Source organism: Rivularia sp. UHCC 0363 (genome assembly GCF_034931125.1).
GTDB lineage: Bacteria > Cyanobacteriota > Cyanobacteriia > Cyanobacteriales > Nostocaceae > Rivularia.
The window spans coordinates 20,983-41,859 of sequence record NZ_JAYGHM010000058.1 but is presented as its reverse complement, the minus strand read 5'-3'; the positions used below and the strand labels follow the sequence as shown (position 1 = coordinate 41,859).

The window sequence follows — 20,877 nt, the reverse complement described above, 5'->3', positions numbered from 1 at the left end:
CTCTTTTCTTCCCATTGGGCGGTAAGATAAACTGTAGCTCGTGTAAAGGCTTTCCGAGGGTGCGAACTCGTGTTATCAACACTTATTACTGACTTTCGTATTATATTTGAACGTGACCCAGCAGCTCGTAACTGGTTAGAAGTATTATTTTGCTATCCTGGTTTGCAAGCCTTACTACTACACAGAATGGCTCGCTGGATGCGTAATGTCGGAGTTCCTTTTTTGCCTCGCTTAACTTCTCATTTAGCGCGTTTTTTGACTGGAGTAGAAATTCACCCAGGAGCAACGATTGGTAAGGGTGTATTTATTGACCACGGAATGGGTGTAGTAATTGGTGAAACGGCAATTATCGGAGACTACGCGCTGATTTATCAAGGTGTTACTTTGGGTGGTACTGGTAAAGAAACGGGTAAACGTCACCCCACCTTGGGAGAATGCGTAGTCGTTGGAGCCGGTGCGAAAGTTTTAGGAAATCTCCAAATCGGTAACAACGTGCGTATCGGTGCGGGTTCGGTGGTGTTGCGAGATGTACCTTCCGATTGTACTGTTGTAGGCGTTCCCGGTAGAATTGTTTATCGCTCTGGTGTAAAAGTTGACCCATTGGAACACGGTCGTTTGCCGGATGCCGAAGCTCAAGCAATACGCGCTTTGGTAGATAGAATTGAGCATTTAGAACAGCAAATTGAGCATTTACAAGAAAAACAGCATCACGTTTCAGAAACTATTGTTAAATCAGTTTTAAGCGAAAATCCTGCCGTCGTTCATGTATTAGAAACGCACTTGAGACAAAATCATACTCGTTGTCGTTTAGAAGATAAAGCGATCGATGAGTTTTTGGATGGATCGGGGATTTAGGAGTTAGGAGTTAATAGTAATTAGTTATACCGTTTCTTGATAAAGATGCGCTTAATTTAGCCTACGCAGGTAGGCTTTGCAATATTAGCCCCAGCCTTCTAGGCTGCGGGTATTTTTAGTAATATATAATCTAATTTATAAGTACAGAAAAACTTATGACTGAAAGATTAAATTTTCAAGCAGAATCGACTCTTACTGACCGATATCAAACTACGGTTCCTGAAAATGTGCGAAAAGCATTGCGCTTGAATAAACGTGATAAGATTCACTACATTATTGAGCCAAATGGTCAAGTAATAATGTCTCGTGTAGAACAGGAAGACCCTGTACTTGGCAAGTTTCTCAACTTTTTAGCTCAAGATATGAGCCAAAATCCTCAAAACATTAAACCAATCAATTCCGATTTGTTTAATCGAACTCAATCTTTAATTGACCGTATTGAGTTGGATCTTGATGCAACATTATCTGACGAGGATGAATAATTTTGTCAGATAGTCAACGCTTAATAATTAATGGATGGAATATTTTTGCACATCCTGTTTTTCTTAACCAATTTGAAGAACGTCTTCAAGAAAATGCTTAATAACGATTGTCCCCCTGATGATTGGAATAGCCTTTTTGAAGAAGCAAAAGCTGAGTCTAATCGCTTAGAAAAGATAAATGAACTTTTAGATGATTCGGAGATTTGACAGCGAAGAGTGAGCTATAACGTCATCGTGAACAATTTAAGAAACTTTAGATTTTTTTCTTAATATATTCTTTATCCATTATTTATACATATAATATGCGAACTATTGCTGAGATAAACGATAAAATCAACTCTAAAAAAGCGGTAGTGTTAACGGTTGAAGAATTAAAAGCAAAGGTCGTAGAAATAGGTGTTGCTAAAGCTGCGAAACAAGTTGATGTAATTACTACTGGCACTTTCGAGCAAATGGAATCAAGCGGTGCCATTATTAACCTTGGACATACCGACCCACCGATAAAAATTCGCCGTTGCACTTTGGATGGAGTTCCGGCATATTCGGGTTTTGGCGCGGTAGATTTATATTTAGGTGCTAGTAGTGTTGCTGAACCTTTGGAAGGGGAAGAAGTACGTAGTGGTGAAGCGGCTTCTAAGATAATGCGCGGCGGTGGTAATGTTATAGAAGATTTAATCGCAGGTAAACCAGTACAGGTAAGAGCGCAGGGACAAGTGACTGATTGTTACCCTAGAGCTAGCTTTGAAACTACTATTACTCGCGATACTATAAATCAATTTTATTTATTTAATCCGCGCAATCTATATCAAAATTTTATCGTAGGCGTTAACGGTGGGGAGCGATCGCTTTATACTTATCTGGGTTTGCTACAGCCACGTTTAGGAAATGCGGTTTACTCGAATCCCGGTGCGATTTCACCCTTGATAAACGACCCATATTTACAGCTTGTGGGTATTGGGACGCGAATTTTTTTAGGTGGTGGAATTGGTTACGTTACCTGGGAAGGTACGCAACATAATCCGATGCAGAAACGTTTACCCAATGAGACTCCAATTGGACCAGGGGCAACTTTAGCTTTAATTGGTGATGCTAAACAAATGGATGCGCGTTGGGTAAGAGGCTGTTATTTTCACAATTATGGCCCTTCGATAATGCTGGGAGTCGGCGTACCGTTCCCAGTATTAAACGAGCAAGTAGTAGAACGTTGTGCCGTCCAAGATAAAGATATCGTCGCGCCGATTGTAGACTTTTCTATTCCCCGACGGGTACGTCCTACCTTTGGTTTAGTTAGCTATACCCAACTCAAATCTGGACGCATCACCATTGACGGAAAAACAGTAAGAGTAGCACCTTTAGCAAGTATATTTCTCTCCCGACAGGTCGCTATTGAATTGAAACAATGGATTCAACTAGGTAAATTTACGCTTACTGAGCCAGTTGCGCCAATTTCAATGGACAGGTCTTTTGTCCCCCAAGACCGTTGGAAGGAGTTTTAAATACTTAAAAATTGGGCATGGGTTAAAGGTGAAAGGTCAAAGGTCAAAGGTCAAAGGTGTAATAACTATTAACTCATAACTCTTAACTCTTAACTCTTAACTCTTAACTCTTTCTCCCCATCCCCCCATCCCTTTATTCGTCGGGTGGCTTCTGTCGTTTCACTGGCTTAGGAGTAGGTCGATTATTCGTTGGTTTGGGTGCATCGGTTGACTGACCTGCTTTTTTGACTGGACGTGGGGTTTCACCGCTACTTCGTCTGTTATACGACGGTTTACCACCTCCAGGTCCACCTCGGTAAGATGGTCTTCCTCCTCCTCCTCCTTTATTAAAGGGAGGTCGGCGTTTCTTGGGTAAATCGGCGATGAAATCAGCCTTTTCTATGATCAAGAGGTCTGCTTCTCGCTGGACTTTGAAATCCCAGAATTTGCCAACAGCTTTGGTTTCTAGTTTACCCGTGAGTTTCAGCTTGAAATACTTGGGTTTATCGTCATTTTTGCGGGGTGCTTGCTTGATTTTAACCACCAAGTTCCCCGCGTCAAAAGATTGGTAAACTACTTCACCACGAACGGAAAAACCACCATCTGGAATTTCTGATGAAGGTGTAAGTTCACCTGCTGGATCTTTAGACGTTAGGGATGACGAGTCATCCTCTGACTTACTTGAAGTTGGCGTATTCCCTTCAGTGTCAGCTTGAGTTGACGGGGACTCCTCATTGGTTTGGCGGTTTACAGCCAGCTTTTCTGGCTCCCAAACTCCAACAATTTGGAGATGAAGATTGTCGTTTTCTTGTCGAGTGCGTGGATAAACTACCCACAAATGGTCTTTTTCTAAATCCAGATGATTTTTGACCAAACTCATAATCCGACCTAAAAGGACGGCATCGAGTTCGACATTATCTGGAGTAACCAACGCACCTTGAGTAAATTGTTCGCTGGTAGCAACATAACGACCGCGTACTAAGCCGATTGCTCGGTACTGCATTGGTTCGGAAGGCGGAGGAATTGGTTGTTGCCTTGCGATTTCGTTAGTTTGGGTTGATTCGCTCTCGGTTGAGTTAGTCTCAATTTGAGTTTGATCTTTACTATCAGCGTTAGAAGATGGTTCCACGCTGTTATTTTGCGCTTCCATAGAAGCAGATAAATCAGTTGATTCGGACGATTCAGAAGACGGCATCAGGTCGGAATTCATAAAAACTCCTTGCGGCGGAGACACATCCCATATGGGACTTTACAAAGATTGCTCTCATGAGCATTGAAACGGCGCTTAGCGGATATATTTCCGATTAAGACAGCCGAAAGCTGGTAACTATATGAGATATTAGTGTTGCGAGGTTTCGCATAACACACCATTAAGTGTAATTTAGCGCCTTTACACTAGGAACAAAAGCATACCATAGCTACAATTTCAGACTATTCCTCCTAAAGTCGTTATTTGCAATACGGCAACTAAGTTAGTTATTTGTTATAAAGTTCACAAGTAACACACGGTATTCCGTAAAGTTTTAAGAATTTTTTGTCAGGTCAATTCCTTACTTTCAATTATTTCATTAAAATATTACATTCAAAATAAAGGATAAAGAAAGTGTCTCAAGGTCGTAATGGATGGTTTGTGAAAATCGTGCTGATAATAGCTGTTGTTGCTCTTGTGGGAGGGTCAATGGTTCCTATCATAGCGGCTTTCAATGATTCTCAATCGGATAATGCCTCTAGTAACACGGGAAATTCTGCTTCAACTCAAAAGTCAAAATTAGAAGATGCTGTACGGGGTTACGAACAAGTTTTATTGCGAGAACCAGAAAATCAAACGGCACTTCAAGGATTATTAGAAAATCGTCTCCAGTTACTTAGATTAGGACAAGGCGACATCAAAGGGGTAATTACACCTTTAGAAAAGTTATCAAAACTTAACCCCGAAGAAACAAGATACGCTGTACTCTTAGCCCAAGCAAAGCAGCAAACAGGTGATAAAGAAGGAGCCGCTCAAGCTTACCGCACGGTTTTGGAAACCAAACCAGGAGACTTGCCAGCTTTACAAGGTATGGTAGCGCTTCTATTAGAGCAAAAACGCCCTGAAGCTGCAATTGGTTTACTCCAAGAAAGTTTAGATAAAGCCCAAAAGGCAAATCAAATTGAACCAAATAGTGTAGATATTAGTGCCGTTGAAGTTTTATTGGGTAATGTTTATGCTAAGGAGAAACGTTATGCTCAAGCCTTATCAACTTACGACAAAATAATTAAAAACGATCCGAAAGATTTTCGTCCACTTTTAGCGAAAGCGATGGTTCTCAAAGACCAAGGTAAAACCGAAGAAGCACAACCATTATTTGACCAAGCAGCATCTTTAGCACCGGCTCGTTATAAAGACGAAATCAACAGACAAGCTAGCGCAACTCCCGTTCCGACTCCTTCCCCTTCAGCTTCACCCGAGTAATGGGAGATGGGGAGATGGGGAGATAGGGGGATGGGGAGATGGGGAGATAGGGGGATGGGGGGATAAGGGGAAGAATAACTCTTAACTCTTCCCTGCTTATTAATAAATCTTATTTTACGCTTTCATCTTCAATATTTTCATCTAAAATTTGCCGATCGCTCTCAATTATGACAGATTCTTCTGATGTATTTATTTCTACGTTGTCGGCAACAATCACGCATTCAGTCGTAGTTTTTGATTTAAGATTCCATTGATCTAAAACATCTTTGACTACTATTTCTTGCATCCAAATTTTTGCGACTACGGTTAGAGGTAATGCTAAAAATAATCCTAGAAAGCCGAAGAATGTAACGAAGAATAGTTGAGATATTAAGGTTACTGCTGGTAGTAAAGAAAGTTGTTGCGCCATAACCATAGGCGTAATAAAATTACTTTCAATCTGCTGGATGAAAAAGTATAAAACTAGGACAGCAAGTGGTTTCCAGGGAGAATCTAAAAGCGCGATCGCCATTGCTGGCAAAACGCTCAAGGTTGGACCCAAATTAGGAATCAAGTTCAAAAATCCAGCCAAAACTGCCAAAGCTAAAGCCGACCTTACCTGTAAAACGGTTAGTCCAATTAAACTCAAAAATGCTACTAGGAACATTGCGATCGAAGCACCAGTTATCCAACCTTCTAAAGAAACTTCACATTGGTCTAAAATTCCTTCTACTCTACGTCGGTAAAACGAAGGAAAAAGTCTAACAAATAATTTACGGTAAGATACAGGGTCTGCAATAAACATCCCTGTTAAAACTAATACTAATAAAACTTTCAGAATTACTTCTAAGGAACCAGAAACTAAAGCAAAAGTGCTTTCCAAACCACGATTGACAAATGGTTGGGCTTGCTGTATCAAACTATTTATATCAGGGATAGATGGAGTCACTTGAGTCGGAAGCCGTCCTCTCAATTCTAAAAACCAAGCATTGAGACGTATCAAAGCTTTAGGAATTTGATAGCTTAATTCCTGAAACTGAACTATAAAGGATGGCACAATTAACCAGAAAAAACCAATTACCCCTAATAAAAAGATAACTATTGACAGAAATTTTGCAAAGCCGCGTTTGAGACCCAAGCGTTGCAACCGTCGAGCCAATCTATTTAATGTTGTAGCTAAAACAACTGCGGCAAATATGAGTAAAATTACTTCTTTGATTTGCCACAGAATATACAAAGAAACTGTTAAGGCAATTAAACCAATCCATTGACCCAAATTCACGCTTTAACTCCTAGTTTGAGGCAAACTATTATTTACCGATGATGTTGCTAGTACAGGTTGGCGTAAGTAAAGTAACCTTGATTCAGAAATCGGGTTTTTAGAATACGTGTCTGTAATACACTTATAATTTTATAAAAACCCGACTTCTAAAGATTGGAGTGCGTTCCATTCTTATCACATCAATTGGGATTATGAATGGGTACTTTATTTACGCTCAGCGGTACTAGATTAGCTGATATTAACTACTTCTGCCTAAGTAATTTTAGTTAATTTTTGGTTTTCTGGATAGTTGCCATAATAAAATAGCAGCTACAATAACATTAGGTAACAATACAATAATCAAAGCGTTGGTTGCTGTTTCCGGAATAGACAAACTGGGAGCTAGGTATTTAATAAAAACCGAAATAGCTGCGGAGAGAAGCAAGACTTTTAATAGAAATATAAATTGGTTGTTCATCTAAGTTTAGCTATATGGCTATATTGGTTAGAATAATTGGTGAGAATAAATACTTAATAAAGTCTTTTCGCCAATTTATATAATAAATTAGGTGACGTATAAATTAATTTGTATTTTAGATAAGTAATTTTTGAATACAAAAAGAACATCTACAAATGCGGTATCTTTCAATTTCCTAGAGTTAATACATCCGAGGAAATATCTACTATTAAACGCATATTTTGCAACCATTGACGACCAAGTAGAACTTCGGATAAATCTTCACCAACATGAACGGGGATATCGTATGCTTGACCGCCAAATATTACTTTACCAATATAAATATCAAATCTTACATCCCCCCGCGCAGTCCGCATTGTTTGTTCTCGCAAACGTTCCCACGCTAGTGCATCTATATCTTGACCATTAATCGCTAAAAAATCAGAAAACCCAGTATCAAACATTGCATCAACTGGTAATTCTAATCCGTCCGAGGCTATTAATGATATTTCAAAAAGCAGAGAATCCTCCTCACCAAAAAATCCGTTCATTAGATTGTGCCACAAGCCCCAGTTTCATTAATTCGGAAACTATGATGTATTTTATCAGGATGCTTGTCACGACATTGACGGGAAGCGATTTCCAAATTTTTATCAATAAAATAGTCACCACTATCCGGTTCAACAGCAACATACCAGTTGTAGTGAGTTGCAATTAAGTCAGATTTAACTTTATCAAATATTGGTTTGCAGCGCTGGTAAAAAGCCTCGCGTTCGGCTTCTCTTTGCGCTTTTTGTTCCTCCGTCCACTGTATTTCGGGAAATATCCGTCCTCTACGAGCGGTGCGAGTCTGCTTTTCTTTCATAATTGTTTTGTTTCTTCATGAATATAGATATTTTACAATCGATGTCTTGTTTAAATCGTTTTTGGAAAATAATGAATGCAGTTGAAAATCAATCAATACGGAAACGTGCTGCTATTTTAAGAGAAAAAATTCGTTCGGAAAATGGTGTTGGGAAAGTAGTAGAAATTTTTCAAAAACAAGTTAGTGGTGCGTGACGTGACAAAATTCATAGCTAATAACGTTTCTGTATAAAGATGCCCCCAATTCAGCCTACGCAGGTAGGCTTTGTTTGGGTAGCCCCACTCTTCTAGAGTGAGGGCGATTTAGCTTGTATGTGTAGACGCGGTTTCAACCGCCAGCTTAAATTCTCTGCCAAATTTTAATCGTTTTATCCAAACTACCGCTGACTAAAATATTTTTATCGGCAAAAGCTACCGCAGTTACGGTGTTAGTATGACCTGTAAAAGTATTGAGTAACTCTCCCGTTTCTAAATGCCATAATTTAATCGTTTTATCAGCACTTCCACTGGCAATAATTTGCTCATCTTGACTCAATGCTACCGCATATACTCCATCAATATGTCCTTCAAGAGTGCGGAGCAATTGTCCTGTTTTCAAATGCCAAATTTTAATTGTTTTATCCCTACTTGCACTCACCAGAATTTTTCCATCTCTAGTCATAGCTAAAGAACGAACTATATGAGAATGACCTGCGAAAGAGTGCTGTAATTCTGCATTTACGCAAGATAATTCTTGATTGGGGCAGATTTCCCATACTTTTATTTTGCGGTAGCTTCCTGTAATTAAAGTCTTTCCATCTTGACTAAAAATTAAAGAATGAGCCGCAGTATCATCTAAAGAAAGCGTCATCGAAACTTGACGCTCGGTCATATCCCAAAACTGAATTTTGCGATCGTCACCACCTGTAGCTAACATCCTACCATTAGGAGTAAAAGCAACGCAGCGCACCATGCCATTATGTTTATGCATGATATCAATTAAGTCTTTAGCACCTAAATGCCACATTTTTATAGTAGAATCGGCTCCACCACTTGCTAAAGTTTGTCCATCAGGACTAAAGGCTAAATAATTAACTTCATCTACAACCCCAGTCCGAACCCAAGGATATTCCGATAAAGTCGCGATTAAATCACTTTTTTGTAAATCCCACAGCTTTATTTCTCCTCGACTTCCACTAGCTATTAAGGATTGTGAACTACTTTTATCTTTAGGTTTTAAAGCAATACAATTAATTCCATTAATATGTCCGACTAAAGTCTGTAAACATTGCCATTCGCCTATGATGTTTTCCGAAGAATGCTCTGCACAAATTGGCATTGTTTTAGCTTCCTGGATCACCTGGGCTTCATTTGGCATTTGTTGATTTTTAAATACGTTTAAGTACCAATTTAATCCTCCGGCATACAGTAATTTGCTTGGTTTAACATGAGTTTGCAAACCATTAAATTCAATTTGGTTAGCCGGTAAAAAGCCAGTAATTACTGCTTCTTTCTCATATCCTCTTTGACCGGAACCGGGGAAAAACAAGCATAAAAAAAATAATATTTGGTAATTATTTAAATCTTCTTGAGTAATTGTCCATCGCACTTTATCTTTTTTGATTCCATTAAAACTTTCTGAATCAGCAACGCAAACTCGAATTTTGACTTCAGGATTATCTGTAACTAAAAAAGAAAATTTACTTTCACCTCTAAGATTTCCTTCATCATCCAACCCAATATTATTTAAAGCATCTTGGGGTATTTTTTTCACTAGCTTACCAAAACAACCTTTCATTACTTCTTCAACAATCAATTCTCGTAATAAATAATCTTCGGCTTGGTGTTGAAAATAAGTGACAAAAGGTATTGCCCAATCTGGGTTTTCAGGATATTCAGATGGAACTGGTGGCGGATTTATTGCCAGAATTTCTGCTTGTAAACGAGCTTTTTCTAAGAGTGAAGTTAATCCTTCACCCCAAAATGCCATAAATTCTCTATGACAACCTTTAACACTACTTTCAAGTAAAGTAATGTCATGAGTCTTTGGCTTTTTGATTCGCTCAAGAAAGTCGGCTTGTTGAGCTTTTAATAAGTTGATAGAATTAACATCCATATCTTGAGGCACAACCTTGAATAATTAAGTAAATTTAAACCAAGGCGATTGTTCCTCGTTAATCAAGTAAAACTGCTGGATATCCATAAAAAATGCCATAAATAAAGATAATTTTGTTTCTTTTTAATACAGTTAATCTAATTAAATCAGTAGTTTAAAAGTTACGGTAACATAATAATGGATATTAAAGACAGCTACTAAGACTAAATTTTTACACAATAGGATTCATTGTTTGTTGTGGAAGTAAATTATAGCGAAACTATAAGGATTGTGTAGTTTTTCCGTTTATTTCTAGTCCTTATTAGAATTCTGTGTAGTCACAATTGTTTCCAAAAAGGCGATTCTATCTTCTAATTGCTTAACTTGAGAATTATTATTTTCTCCCAGCCACACCGCAAAAGTGGCAAGTGCTGCCCCTACAATCGTAGCTAGAGGTAAAATCGCACCAGTTTTGGTGACAATTACAAGCGGGATGCAAATTGTGAGCATTCCTCCACTAACTCCCCAAATTACAGATGTAGCAGCAACCCGACCACTTTTTTGGGGTTTTTCCGGGTCTTCTTGTAATTCATCCATAAGTTTTACTAATAACTTTTGAGTAAAATAACGCCAAAAATAAAGAGACGCAAATCACGTCTCTACAAAAAATATTACACTCGATTGAAAAAAGTTATAGCCCTATGTAGCTTTGATTTCCAAGATTATTTTTCTTCAACATACATTTTGGGTTCAACCGCAAAGTTATCGAGTTTACCCGATTCATCAATAATATAACCGTCTGTGGTATGCAATGTACCTTCTTCTTGCTTCTCTAGAGCTTCAACTTCACGCTTGCTCTCTTCAGTAGGAGCGTTAGATGGAATTATTGCATCAGGTGGATTCACTGCGGTTGTTTGTGCCATTTGCACCGCGCTATGATTATTTCCGGGCGCACCTTTTCCTGGTTCTGCTAAAGCTGGATCTTCTGGTAAAGCTTGTTTTTCTTCGTTATTCATATATTTGCCCTCTGTTTCGTTTTGAAAATGACCGTAATCACCTTTTTTGTTTAGTGACTACTTATTATTCAGATATTTAGTTATTTACGAATTTATCGGAATTTCTACTTAGATTTGCTCTTTCGCGAGTTATATTTTTTTTGTCTTTAAGGAATAGATTCTCAATGCGGTTGATGAAAGCGATTGAGTTTATCAGAATTTAGAATAATTTCCCAATTCTTCCCAATGATTATGTACTACAGTAGATTTTTCAATTTCAGATGGTTTGAAGAAACCAATAAAAGATATAGTTGAAATATTGTCTACTATCTAATTACTCAAATTTATATGATTATAAGTAATATTTTTCTAGCTGGAGCAAGTCGCGGTGTTGGTAGAGAAATTGCCAATTGTTTAACTGCACAAAATTTGCAAATCAAAGCGCTGTTGAGAACCGAAGATACGCGATCGCAATTAGAAGAGATGGGTATTAAAGTCGTTTTAGGAGATGCCTTAAATGTAAATGATGTAGAAAACGCAATTTTAGAAGAACCAATCGACGCAGTTATCAGTACTATTGGAGGTGTACCCAAAGACAGCGAACGGGCTGATTATTTAGGAAATAAAAATCTCATTGATGCCGCAGTTAAAGCAGGGGTAAAAAAGTTTATTTTAATTTCTTCTATCGGTAGCGGAAACAGTGCAAATGCTATTCCTCCCCAAGCTTTGGAAACACTCAAACCAGTTTTAATCGAAAAAGAGAAAGCCGAACAATATCTAATAGCTAGCGGATTAACTTATACAGTGATTCGTCCCGGTGGATTAAAATCTGAACCAGCTACAGGAAACGGAATTTTAACTGAAGACCCCAAGATTGCTGGTACAATTCATCGTGCAGATGTAGCGCAATTAGTTTGTCGCAGTTTGAATTCGGAGAAAGCTAACAATAAAGTTCTTTCCGCAATTGATGAAAATATGATTTACGGACAGCCAGAGTTTGAGAAATTGATTTTGGATTAAGTTGGGGATTGGGAGATTTTTTCTTACCTATAAATAAAGGTGAGCGCCATCCATAACATAATTAAAATTGTCGCAGTAATGCCAATGATTTAACATTTTCAAGTCCAATTCTCAGTGACTAAAGCTTTGATTGGGACTAACACTAAAAATTTATCATAATACGATAAATTCAACTTTATTTTGACTTTTGCCTTATTGTACTAGTGACTTCCAACAGCCCCCCCCAACGATACTACCTTCCCAGATATTCGTTTCGAGACTTCAGTTTCATAGCATTTGAGAATCAAATCGCTAAGAACATCCAAGTCATTAATCGATGAAATAATCACCCTTGCTGTTGCATCTCCAAATGAAGCCGACATCTCTTGAACTTCAAAATCTAATGATAATTTCTTGACTTCATCAATAGGTAAACGAGCCACAAAACTCTTTTTCTTCGGAGATAGATATAACCTTAGAAACCACCATGTTACTTTGCCAACATTCAATCCAAAATATGATACTACATCCTTGTATTTGATCTCCAAGTTGTAAATTTGAGATTGTGCTGTGATTACCTTAACTTTCTCAAATGCTTCTAATTCTTCAGCAGTTGTTTCTACTCTACTTTCTTCTAAGTTTTGTTCTATTTCATCTTGAATTTCTTCGACTTCTTCCATTAGCTGTGTGGGAGAAGAGATTTCATTAGATTGACTCATCTCTTTACTGATTGATTGGGTCATTAAGTCAACCAGACTTCCTTGAATAGATTTTTTCACAATCGGTCGGAATTTTTCAATGACTTTGTTATTAATTCTGCTTTCTATTGCATATCTAGAGCCAACATTGCCAAGTTGAGATACTAGAAACCGAATGAATTCATCAGAGGGAGAACGCAGAAGGCTATCCATGAGTTGAGTCATTCCAGTGAGATAAACCATTTCTTCAGCGTGTCGCTTTATCACAAGAGCATCAAAATTATCTCTGTGAAAAAATTTTAAGTTTTCAACTTGCTTTTGGTCGTAGTCAAGGATATTGAAGATAAAGAAAGGTTCATCATCCATCATGTTCTCATGACGCAAATCTGTGAAGAAGAGATATTCAATGCCGTTTGTAACAATAGCAACTTTGGCTGAACGTAACCCGTTGAAATACCTTTTTAACTGACCATCATGTGCTTCCGGCTTTTTGTCACGAGCTTTTGCCTCTACAAGCATGACGATCGCATTGCTGATTGATATGGCATAGTCTACTTTCTCCATTTGCCCTGACTTCTTAATTGCAAAATCTGCTACGTATTCAGGGATAACCTCTGTTGGGTCGAAAACATCGTAACCGAGAGTGCTAAAAAATGGTACAATTAGCCCCATTTTCGTCGCTTCTTCGCTTGACACTGCTTCAGCCCTTTTTCGGACTTGTTCTGCAACCTTCGTTATATCGTCTACAAATGTCATATTGATTACCCTAAAACTTAAAAGCTAAGAACACTATCACAAATTTTTTCAACACTGCACGGTTAATGCTGCTTGTCTAATGAAGTTGCGTGAAACTTTCGATACTGAACTGACAAATGACCTTCAAGCGCTGTCTCAACCAAAAATGCAAGTAGTCCAGCTATTAATTATACAGAAAGTTTCCGTATAACAAACCAATTGTCCCAAGTTAACAAAGAATTACAGATACTTTGATAACAATATCAATAACTTATATCCCTCAACCCCGAAACCAATCTTTCAATACCTTCTTTCGCGGTTGCTTTTTGCAACGCACCGTAAGCAACTCGTAAATAACACCCTTGATTCATCCCAAAGGTAGTTCCCGGAAGTACTGCTACTTGATATTCGTTAATCAGCCGTTTAACTAATTCAAAAGCATCCATTTGAGTGTGTACTTTCAAAAAGAAGTAGAAAGCACCATCTCCGGGAGCTATTGTACAGATACCTTCAAGACTCTTGAGAGATTCAATCACCAATTCTCGAACTTGTGCGATCGCCTGAATATTATCTTTCAAGTATTCCGGTTTCGCTTGCAATGCTCCTATTGCTGCATATTGAGATACTACGGGTGGACAAATTAAGTTTGTATCTTGAACTTTTTTTATTGCTGCAAGTAAGTGTTGCGGTATCACCATGTATCCGATGCGCCAGCTTGCGAAACCGTATGCTTTGGAAAGACTAAATAAAGATATTGTATAGTCGCTACTATCAGCCGATGCACCGGGAGAAAAGTGTTTTACACCGTCGTAGGTAAAATATTCGTAAGCTTCATCGCTAATATGATAAATCCCTCGTTGCTGACAAATATAATTAACTTCCTGTAACAACTCTTGCGAATAAACTGCTCCAGTGGGATTGTTGGGTGAAATTGTGACTATTGCTCGCGTTTTTGGGGTAATTGCTTGAAGAATTTTATCGGGTTGTAACTGATAATTTTCATCGGTTTCTACTAAAACTGGATGACACCCAGTCATTGCGATCGCCATTTCGTGATTGAAATAATATGGCGTATTTAAAATTACTTGATCACCAAGAGAAGTAATTGCAAGAATGGCATTCATAAACGCCATATTGCTGCCTGCGGTAACAACAATACAGTTATTTTCGTTAATTTCTATATGATTAAAAGCTGCTAATTTGTCTTTTAGCGTATTTATTAATGAGGGAATTCCCTCAACAGCTTGGTATAAATTATTGGAAGAATCTGCAAGAAATTGAGGTAAAGATTCTATAGCTGACCGTGGTGGAGAATAGGAAACAACACCTTGTCCTAAAGATATAGTTCCAGGAGAGTTTTTGATTAATTCCCCCACAACGGGAATAATCGGCGACTGTACCGACTGCATACGAGAGATAAGCGTCATTCAATTTTGGATTTTAGATTTTGGATTTTGGATTATCCTCTTGTTGAAAGTTAGGAGATTACAGAAAATATTTTTTAATTTGGAAGTCCCTAATCAGCAAGCAATTCCTGCAACTTCTTCAAAACTTTTTCAGCATGACCTTTAGTTCTCACATTCGACCATACATGAGCTAAGTTACCATCAGGTGAAATTAAAAAAGTTGAGCGTACAACTCCCATATATTCTTTACCCATAAACTTTTTTAACTGCCATACACCATAAGTTTCACATATTTGGTGTTCCGGATCGCTTAAAAGCTGAATTGATAAATTATGTTTGTCAATAAATTTGGAGTGAGATTGTTCTGAATCGGGACTAATCCCTAAAATTTTCGCTCCCAAATCGTTAAATTGTTGCGAATATTCGCTAAAATCTTTTGCTTCAACAGTACAACCCGGTGTATCGTCTTTGGGATAAAAGTAAAGAACAAGCCAACTAGATTGGACTTCTAACACCAATCCATTTTGGTTTGTTGCACTATATGATGGCGCTTTTTCTCCCACTTTGGGAATTTCGGTAAGCTGTGACATAGGGGAAAGGGATGGGGGGATGGGGGGACAAGGGGATGGGGGGATGGGGAGACAAGGGGATGGGGAGAAAATTATTAACTCATAACTGTTGACCTTTAACCTTTGACCTTTGACCTTTAACCTTTAACCTCAACTTGCTGGGGGAAACTTGACTGTTTGATCTTCTTTAATAACTTGACGGCGAGATTTCTTTCTAAAACCGTATTTTACAGTATCTAGAATCCAATGTTGAAAGTTATCAATGTAGGTGAACAGTACTGGTACTACGACCAAAGTTAATAATGTAGAAGTTGTAAAGCCACCGATAACTGCAACACCCATTGATTGACGGACTTCTGCACCAGCACCAAGTCCTAATGCTAAGGGAAATGTACCGGCTATTGTGGAAAGGGAAGTCATCAATATCGGACGCAAACGCGATACACCAGCATCTAAAACTGCTTGACGTTGTTTTTTTCCTCGTTCTAAGCCGATAATCGCGTAGTCTACTAACAGAATTGAGTTTTTGGTGACAATTCCTACCAACAGCACAATACCAATTAGGGCATATAGTCCCAAGGCTTTTTGAGTAATCATCAATGCTAATAGAGTACCACCCAAGCATAAAGGTAGCGCTACCATAATTGTGATTGGGTGAAGAAAATTATTGTATAGCAACACCAAAATAGCGTAAATCATCATGACTGCTAAACCTAATGCAGTACCGAAGCGTCCGAAAATTTCCTCCATAATTTCCGCATCTCCAGCCGAACGTCTACTTACTTCTGGTGGTAAATTTTTCATCGCACTTAGATCGTTGACAGCTTTCAATCCGTCTCCCAGAGAAACACCTTTTAAATTAGCTTCCACAGAAACTTGACGCATTCTATCGAAACGGTTGATAGTTGCTGCACCGCTACCAAAACGAATATCTGCAACCGCGAGTAATGGAACTAAACCACCATTTTGACTGGGAACTTGGAGATTTTTAATATTTGTAATGTCTTCTCGCGCTTTGGGATCGATTTGGACTCGAATCGGAATTTGGCGATCGCTAAGATTGTATTTTGCTAAGTTAGCGTCACTATCCCCAATCGTAGCTAAAGAAGCAGTACGTGCAATTGACTGGACGGTTACACCCAAATCTGCGGCTCGTTGTGGGTCTGGTACCACCAAAATTTCCGGTTTCACTAAGCTAGCGGTAGAACTTGCTTCCACTAATCCCGGTAGGGTTCGCATTTGCTTTTCTAAATCATCAGCAGCTTTTTTCAATGCTTGAGGATTTTCACTTTGTAAAACTATAGTTAAATCCTTTCTTCCACCCACAGCACCAGTACTTTGAAAACTAATTCTCGCTCCGGGAATTTGAGCAAACTGCGGACGTATTTGTTCTTCAAACTCGCTTTGAGGAATTCGTTCTTCCTTGGCTTTTAATTTAACAGTAAGACTTGCCGAACCAACATTTTCTGTAGACAAAACACTTTCAACATAAGGATTTTGTTTAATTAAATTTGTTGCTTGCGTTACTACTTTGTTAGTATCTGCTAAAGTCGAACCGGGGGCTAATTCCACCGATACCGCAGAAATTCCCACATCCGCACCATCAACCAAACCCTTGGGAATCAAAGGAACCAGCATCATGCTACCAATAAAGAAAGCCAAAGCCAGCAGTATAGTTGTCATCCGATGACGTAAAGCCCATCTGAGTGTCGCAGCATAAGGCTGGAAACGACGAGATTTTAGATTATTTTCCCCCATCTCCCCATCCCCTTGTCCCCTTGTCTCCTTTTCCTTTGGCTTTAATAAATACGCTCCCATCATCGGTGTTACCATCCGCGCTACTGCTGTGGAAAATACGGTGGCGGCGGTAACAGTCATGGCAAAGGGTTGGAAAAATTGACCGGGAATTCCGCCCATGAATGCTACTGGTAAAAATACGGCTACGATGGTGGCAGAAGTGGCAATTACCGCTAAACCCATTTCTTCTGACGATTCAAAAGCCGCTTGTTTGGGTGTTTTACCCATCGCCAAATGCCGCTCCATGTTTTCGATTTCCACGACGGCATCATCGACTAAGTTACCTACCGCTAACCCCAAACCCAACAGTGTCATATTGTTGAGAGTGTAGCCTAAAGCAAAGATTACACCGAAAGTAGGAATAATTGATAAAGGTAAAGTTACCGCTGTAATTAAAGTTGCTCGCCAATCGCCTAAAAACAGTAGAATTACGACCACAGCTAATACAGATGCCATTAATAGCTCGTGCATCGTACTTTCGTAAGAATCGCGTACAAAAGTAGCTCTGGTAAAAATTAACTCCATTTTTACATCTTGAGGAAGAGTTTTTTCCAGCTTTGCAACTTCTTTTTTGACTCCTTCTTCCACCGTCACGGTAACGCTACCAGTACTACGCAATACCTCTAAAGCAATTACTGGCTGATTATTCAACCGTGCAGTTTGACGTACTTCTCCAAAGCTATCTTCGACATTTCCTAAAGTAGATAAAGCAACCGAACCACCATTAGGAAGAATAATTTGATAATTTTTTAAGACATCTACACTTTGAGCGCTACCCAAAGTCCGGATACTTTGTTCGCTTCCGCCAATTTCCGCACGACCACCCGGTAAGTTGATATTAAAAGCCCGTAATTGGTCGTTTACTTGAGTCGCAGTGATACCCAAAGACTGCAAACGGTCGGGTTCAAGATTAATGCGAATTTCCCGATCAACCCCACCCACACGGCGGATTTCAGCGACACCTTTTGCTGATAACAAAGCGCGATTGATAGTTTCATCAACCAGATTGCTCAACTCCTCCACCGAACGTTTATCCGAAGTGACCACATAAGTCATAATTGCGCTACCGGAAAACTCCAGACGCTGCACAATTGGATCGTTGATATCTTGGGGAAGACTCTGACGAATTTGCGCGATCGCATTACGAACATCATTAGTAGCGCGATCGCTATCTGTTCCTAAATCAAAGTTGATCGTAGTAGTAGAAACACCATCGGTAACAACCGACCGCAATTCATCGATGTTTCCCAAACCAGCAACCGCATCTTCAATTTTCTTCGTCACTTGAGATTCAAGTTCAGTCGGACCCGCACCAGGTTGACTTACCCTAACTTGAACCGCAGGAATATCAATATTAGGGCTGGTATCAATACCCAAAGTATTAAAGCAGAACCAGCCAACTATAGTTAGAACCAAAAATAAAACTATCGTCGGAATTGGTTTATTGATCGACCAAGCAGAAACATTAAAATTCATCGAATTAAATAAAAATATAAGAGAATTCGCAATTCGCAATTAAGAATGAACGCAATTTTTATTGGAATTTATTTTTTCTTTGATTTTTCGAGTAGAGGTAACAAGAATTTTTCCTATTTCTCTAACTTCATTCAGAAGAGGCTCAAATAGACTTTTTTCAACTAATTCAGATTCAATTAATATCTCTAACCAGTATTCAGTTTCCCTTTCTTCTTTGAGGGCAATTTCTAATTTATGAAGAAAATCTTTATCGGACTGAGCAGACTGTGCTTCTTTTACATTTGCTCCAATAGAAGTTCCCGAACGAAGTAGCTGGTTCGACAGGGTTCTACGAACTCCTGGCTTTTCATCCAAAAAACAGCAGGCTTTAATGATTCTAATCGCGAATGCCTTAGTACGATCGGTAATAGCAATATTCTTGTTCATCGGTTGAAATTTTTTCTTAATTGCGAATTGCGAATTGCGAATTGTTAATTGACTACCCGTACCTTATCCCCATCCTTGAGATACCCTGCACCATCAACTACAATATTTTTTCCCGGTTGCAAACCACTTTTGATTTCGATTTTCCCACCTTTAAGAATTTCTCCGGTTTCTACTTTTTGACTATTGACAATATTGTTTTGATTAAAGATGAATACAATTGCGCTACCGTCGGTTTGAGGAAGTACTGCTTTTTGTGGTACTGCTACACCCATATTTGTCTCGGTAACAATTGCGGCGCGGGCAAACATTCCCGGTCTAAGTAAATCTGTTGCTGGTAAGTCAATTTTTACTGTTGCTTCGCGACGTTGTTGGTTGACTACTGGCTCTATTTCTTTAACTGTTCCTTGCAATTTAACGCGATTATCTGTATCCGTTGTAATTTGGGCTGGTGCGCCGATTTTGATTTGCGATAGTTGAACTGTGGGAACTTCTGCTTGTAGCTCCAAGTTTCCATTACGAATAATTGAAAATAGCTTTTGGCTTCCACCGACTACCGTTCCTACTTGACTTTGCGGTGGTACACCCGTTATATCTCCGATTCTGGCAAGTTTTTCTGCAACAGTCCCCGAAACCGGAGCGCGGACTATAGTTTGTCCCAACTGAGTTTTTAACTGCTGCATTCTAGCTGTGGCACTACGAACTCCTGCTTTAGCGCTATTGACCTTAGCGATCGCACTACTCACTCCTGCTTGAGCGCTGCTGATGTTTGCTGTCGCACTGCTAACTCCTGCTTGAGCGCTGCGAATATTCGCTTCGGCAATCCGTACTGCTTCTTTTGCTGTTGCAAAATTAGTCTCGGCAGTTTCAAATAATTGCTTACTAATTGCTCCTTGATTAGAAAGTTTTTGATTGCGCTGGTAATTTTTTTCGGCTTCCGTTAATTTTGCTTTTGCTTGAGCTAAATCGGCTTGTCTCTGCTGGACTGTTGCTTGATTTGATACTACATTTGCTCTGCTTGATTCTAAAGCTGCTTGTTGGGAAGCTAAATCCGCAACTCTTGAAGCAACTTCTGCTTGTTGAGATTCAACTTCTGCTTTAGCTTGACGAATTTGGTCTTGCAACAGCGAGTCATCCAAAACCGCCATTACTTGACCTTTTTTCACAAAATCTCCCTGCTGCACTGAAATTTGCTTAATTTGTAAACCATTAGCTTGAGGTAAAACTGGAGTCAATTCACTAGCTGCAACAGTACCAGTAACGCTGAGATTGCGAGCAACTCTGGTGGATTCTACTAAAGCGAGATTAACAGTCATAGAGTCAGCAACTGGCTGAGCAGATTGATTTGCTACCGTTGGCTGGCTTTTAGGAGAATTGCCGAGCAGACGCATTCCTGCAAAAGTTATCCCCACACCCAAACCTATACCTAACAGCATAATCGGCCACCAAGAACGCTGTTTCTCAGTCTGGGGATACTCTTTGAAAGTCGCTTCTTCGTTCGCTATTTCTTCTGCTGCTGGAATCTCGGAAAAATTTTGGTTTCCTGCTGTCATTACTCCATCTCCTACCCACCCGCGATAACACGGCTTTGCTTAAGAAAAGTTTAAATTTATTACTATATATTAACTATTACTCATTTTTCTATGTAATGGCTGTAATCTCAGGCTGAATTTACCCATGACAAAAGTCATGTATTCGCGGTCTGAAAGTATTCCTTTGGGATTTATACTCAATTCACAGGTCATAAAAGATCGTTAAAGACTTCAGATCACACCTAAGCGGGTATTCAGATCGCAGCCACAATTTATTTTAATATGAAAAAATAATAAGTAAGTTCATGTAGTATCTCGACTTATGCGGGGAGAGATTTTCCGCGCAGT

19 protein-coding genes are annotated in these 20,877 nt (G+C 39.1%); 6 read left to right on the top strand and 13 right to left on the bottom strand.

Features of this window, described 5'->3' with window-relative positions; genetic code table 11:
* Nucleotides 1–69: 69 nt before the first annotated feature.
* The 3 genes from cysE to VB797_RS26195 all read left to right on the top strand — a co-directional run bounded on the left by cysE (nt 70) and on the right by VB797_RS26195 (nt 2,833).
* Nucleotides 70–855, top strand: a complete 786-nt coding sequence (gene cysE, locus VB797_RS26205; RefSeq protein WP_323240694.1) for a serine O-acetyltransferase — start codon at nt 70–72, stop codon at nt 853–855.
* Between the two features lie 155 nt (nt 856–1,010).
* Nucleotides 1,011–1,337 carry a type II toxin-antitoxin system PrlF family antitoxin gene (locus tag VB797_RS26200; protein WP_323240693.1) on the top strand — a complete coding sequence of 109 codons (327 nt, stop codon included), beginning with the start codon at nt 1,011–1,013 and terminating at the stop codon, nt 1,335–1,337.
* 302 nt (nt 1,338–1,639) lie between these two features.
* On the top strand, nt 1,640–2,833 hold the full coding sequence (locus tag VB797_RS26195) for a homocysteine biosynthesis protein (protein WP_323240692.1): 1,194 nt from the start codon (nt 1,640–1,642) through the stop codon (nt 2,831–2,833).
* Between the two features lie 133 nt (nt 2,834–2,966).
* On the opposite strand, the gene VB797_RS26190 is transcribed toward VB797_RS26195, so the two are convergent.
* Nucleotides 2,967–4,022: a hypothetical protein gene (locus VB797_RS26190; RefSeq protein ID WP_323240691.1), complete on the bottom strand. Its 1,056-nt coding sequence runs from the start codon at nt 4,020–4,022 to the stop codon at nt 2,967–2,969.
* Nucleotides 4,023–4,415: 393 nt separating this feature from the next.
* On the opposite strand from VB797_RS26190, the gene VB797_RS26185 reads away from it, so the two are divergent.
* Complete coding sequence (locus tag VB797_RS26185) at nt 4,416–5,264, top strand: tetratricopeptide repeat protein (RefSeq protein WP_323240690.1); 849 nt, start codon at nt 4,416–4,418, stop codon at nt 5,262–5,264.
* Nucleotides 5,265–5,373: 109 nt separating this feature from the next.
* On the opposite strand, the gene VB797_RS26180 is transcribed toward VB797_RS26185, so the two are convergent.
* From VB797_RS26180 to VB797_RS26170, 3 genes are all read right to left on the bottom strand, one after another.
* Nucleotides 5,374–6,525 (bottom strand): AI-2E family transporter, encoded by a 1,152-nt coding sequence (locus VB797_RS26180; protein WP_323240689.1) that lies wholly within the window; start codon nt 6,523–6,525, stop codon nt 5,374–5,376.
* Nucleotides 6,526–7,149: 624 nt separating this feature from the next.
* Nucleotides 7,150–7,512, bottom strand: a complete 363-nt coding sequence (locus VB797_RS26175) for an aspartyl protease (RefSeq protein ID WP_323240688.1) — start codon at nt 7,510–7,512, stop codon at nt 7,150–7,152.
* The gene (locus VB797_RS26170) at nt 7,512–7,829 is read right to left on the bottom strand and encodes a hypothetical protein (RefSeq protein WP_416350935.1); all 318 of its coding nucleotides are present in this window, start codon (nt 7,827–7,829) and stop codon (nt 7,512–7,514) included. The genes VB797_RS26175 and VB797_RS26170 overlap by 1 nt, the downstream gene beginning before the upstream one ends.
* A gap of 68 nt (nt 7,830–7,897) precedes the next feature.
* Here VB797_RS26170 and VB797_RS26165 point away from each other — a divergent pair, with 68 nt between their 5' ends.
* Nucleotides 7,898–8,020: a hypothetical protein gene (locus VB797_RS26165; protein WP_323240685.1), complete on the top strand. Its 123-nt coding sequence runs from the start codon at nt 7,898–7,900 to the stop codon at nt 8,018–8,020.
* Nucleotides 8,021–8,165: 145 nt separating this feature from the next.
* Here VB797_RS26165 and VB797_RS26160 read toward each other — a convergent pair whose 3' ends face one another.
* The 3 genes from VB797_RS26160 to VB797_RS26150 all read right to left on the bottom strand — a co-directional run bounded on the left by VB797_RS26160 (nt 8,166) and on the right by VB797_RS26150 (nt 10,915).
* Nucleotides 8,166–9,920 carry a WD40 repeat domain-containing protein gene (locus VB797_RS26160; protein ID WP_323240684.1) on the bottom strand — a complete coding sequence of 585 codons (1,755 nt, stop codon included), beginning with the start codon at nt 9,918–9,920 and terminating at the stop codon, nt 8,166–8,168.
* Between the two features lie 291 nt (nt 9,921–10,211).
* Nucleotides 10,212–10,496, bottom strand: a complete 285-nt coding sequence (locus VB797_RS26155; protein WP_323240683.1) for a hypothetical protein — start codon at nt 10,494–10,496, stop codon at nt 10,212–10,214.
* A gap of 125 nt (nt 10,497–10,621) precedes the next feature.
* Nucleotides 10,622–10,915 (bottom strand): hypothetical protein, encoded by a 294-nt coding sequence (locus VB797_RS26150; protein WP_323240681.1) that lies wholly within the window; start codon nt 10,913–10,915, stop codon nt 10,622–10,624.
* Between the two features lie 327 nt (nt 10,916–11,242).
* On the opposite strand from VB797_RS26150, the gene VB797_RS26145 reads away from it, so the two are divergent.
* The gene (locus tag VB797_RS26145; protein ID WP_323240680.1) at nt 11,243–11,914 is read left to right on the top strand and encodes an SDR family oxidoreductase; all 672 of its coding nucleotides are present in this window, start codon (nt 11,243–11,245) and stop codon (nt 11,912–11,914) included.
* Between the two features lie 200 nt (nt 11,915–12,114).
* On the opposite strand, the gene VB797_RS26140 is transcribed toward VB797_RS26145, so the two are convergent.
* The 6 genes from VB797_RS26140 to VB797_RS26115 all read right to left on the bottom strand — a co-directional run bounded on the left by VB797_RS26140 (nt 12,115) and on the right by VB797_RS26115 (nt 20,550).
* Nucleotides 12,115–13,347 (bottom strand): restriction endonuclease subunit R, encoded by a 1,233-nt coding sequence (locus VB797_RS26140; RefSeq protein ID WP_323240679.1) that lies wholly within the window; start codon nt 13,345–13,347, stop codon nt 12,115–12,117.
* A gap of 242 nt (nt 13,348–13,589) precedes the next feature.
* Nucleotides 13,590–14,753, bottom strand: a complete 1,164-nt coding sequence (locus tag VB797_RS26135; RefSeq protein ID WP_323240678.1) for a pyridoxal phosphate-dependent aminotransferase — start codon at nt 14,751–14,753, stop codon at nt 13,590–13,592.
* Between the two features lie 89 nt (nt 14,754–14,842).
* On the bottom strand, nt 14,843–15,322 hold the full coding sequence (gene bcp / locus VB797_RS26130) for a thioredoxin-dependent thiol peroxidase (RefSeq protein ID WP_323240677.1): 480 nt from the start codon (nt 15,320–15,322) through the stop codon (nt 14,843–14,845).
* A 129-nt stretch (nt 15,323–15,451) separates the two neighbouring features.
* Complete coding sequence (locus tag VB797_RS26125) at nt 15,452–18,574, bottom strand: efflux RND transporter permease subunit (RefSeq protein WP_323240676.1); 3,123 nt, start codon at nt 18,572–18,574, stop codon at nt 15,452–15,454.
* Nucleotides 18,575–18,613: 39 nt separating this feature from the next.
* Nucleotides 18,614–19,000 (bottom strand): four helix bundle protein, encoded by a 387-nt coding sequence (locus VB797_RS26120; protein WP_323240675.1) that lies wholly within the window; start codon nt 18,998–19,000, stop codon nt 18,614–18,616.
* Between the two features lie 44 nt (nt 19,001–19,044).
* Complete coding sequence (locus tag VB797_RS26115) at nt 19,045–20,550, bottom strand: efflux RND transporter periplasmic adaptor subunit (RefSeq protein WP_323240674.1); 1,506 nt, start codon at nt 20,548–20,550, stop codon at nt 19,045–19,047.
* Nucleotides 20,551–20,877 lie beyond the last annotated feature (327 nt).

Bases quoted from the DNA above. Each gene is read 5' to 3' on its own strand.
- VB797_RS26140 (WP_323240679.1), bottom strand. From the start codon at position 13,347: ATGACATTTGTAGACGATATAACGAAGGTTGCAGAACAAGTCCGAAAA.
- VB797_RS26160 (WP_323240684.1), bottom strand. From the start codon at position 9,920: ATGGATGTTAATTCTATCAACTTATTAAAAGCTCAACAAGCCGACTTT.
- VB797_RS26120 (WP_323240675.1), bottom strand. From the start codon at position 19,000: ATGAACAAGAATATTGCTATTACCGATCGTACTAAGGCATTCGCGATT.
- VB797_RS26150 (WP_323240681.1), bottom strand. From the start codon at position 10,915: ATGAATAACGAAGAAAAACAAGCTTTACCAGAAGATCCAGCTTTAGCA.
- VB797_RS26175 (WP_323240688.1), bottom strand. From the start codon at position 7,512: ATGAACGGATTTTTTGGTGAGGAGGATTCTCTGCTTTTTGAAATATCA.
- VB797_RS26195 (WP_323240692.1), top strand. From the start codon at position 1,640: ATGCGAACTATTGCTGAGATAAACGATAAAATCAACTCTAAAAAAGCG.
- VB797_RS26135 (WP_323240678.1), bottom strand. From the start codon at position 14,753: ATGACGCTTATCTCTCGTATGCAGTCGGTACAGTCGCCGATTATTCCC.
- VB797_RS26165 (WP_323240685.1), top strand. From the start codon at position 7,898: ATGAATGCAGTTGAAAATCAATCAATACGGAAACGTGCTGCTATTTTA.
- VB797_RS26145 (WP_323240680.1), top strand. From the start codon at position 11,243: ATGATTATAAGTAATATTTTTCTAGCTGGAGCAAGTCGCGGTGTTGGT.
- bcp (WP_323240677.1), bottom strand. From the start codon at position 15,322: ATGTCACAGCTTACCGAAATTCCCAAAGTGGGAGAAAAAGCGCCATCA.
- VB797_RS26125 (WP_323240676.1), bottom strand. From the start codon at position 18,574: ATGAATTTTAATGTTTCTGCTTGGTCGATCAATAAACCAATTCCGACG.
- VB797_RS26200 (WP_323240693.1), top strand. From the start codon at position 1,011: ATGACTGAAAGATTAAATTTTCAAGCAGAATCGACTCTTACTGACCGA.
- VB797_RS26155 (WP_323240683.1), bottom strand. From the start codon at position 10,496: ATGGATGAATTACAAGAAGACCCGGAAAAACCCCAAAAAAGTGGTCGG.
- VB797_RS26115 (WP_323240674.1), bottom strand. From the start codon at position 20,550: ATGACAGCAGGAAACCAAAATTTTTCCGAGATTCCAGCAGCAGAAGAA.
- VB797_RS26190 (WP_323240691.1), bottom strand. From the start codon at position 4,022: ATGAATTCCGACCTGATGCCGTCTTCTGAATCGTCCGAATCAACTGAT.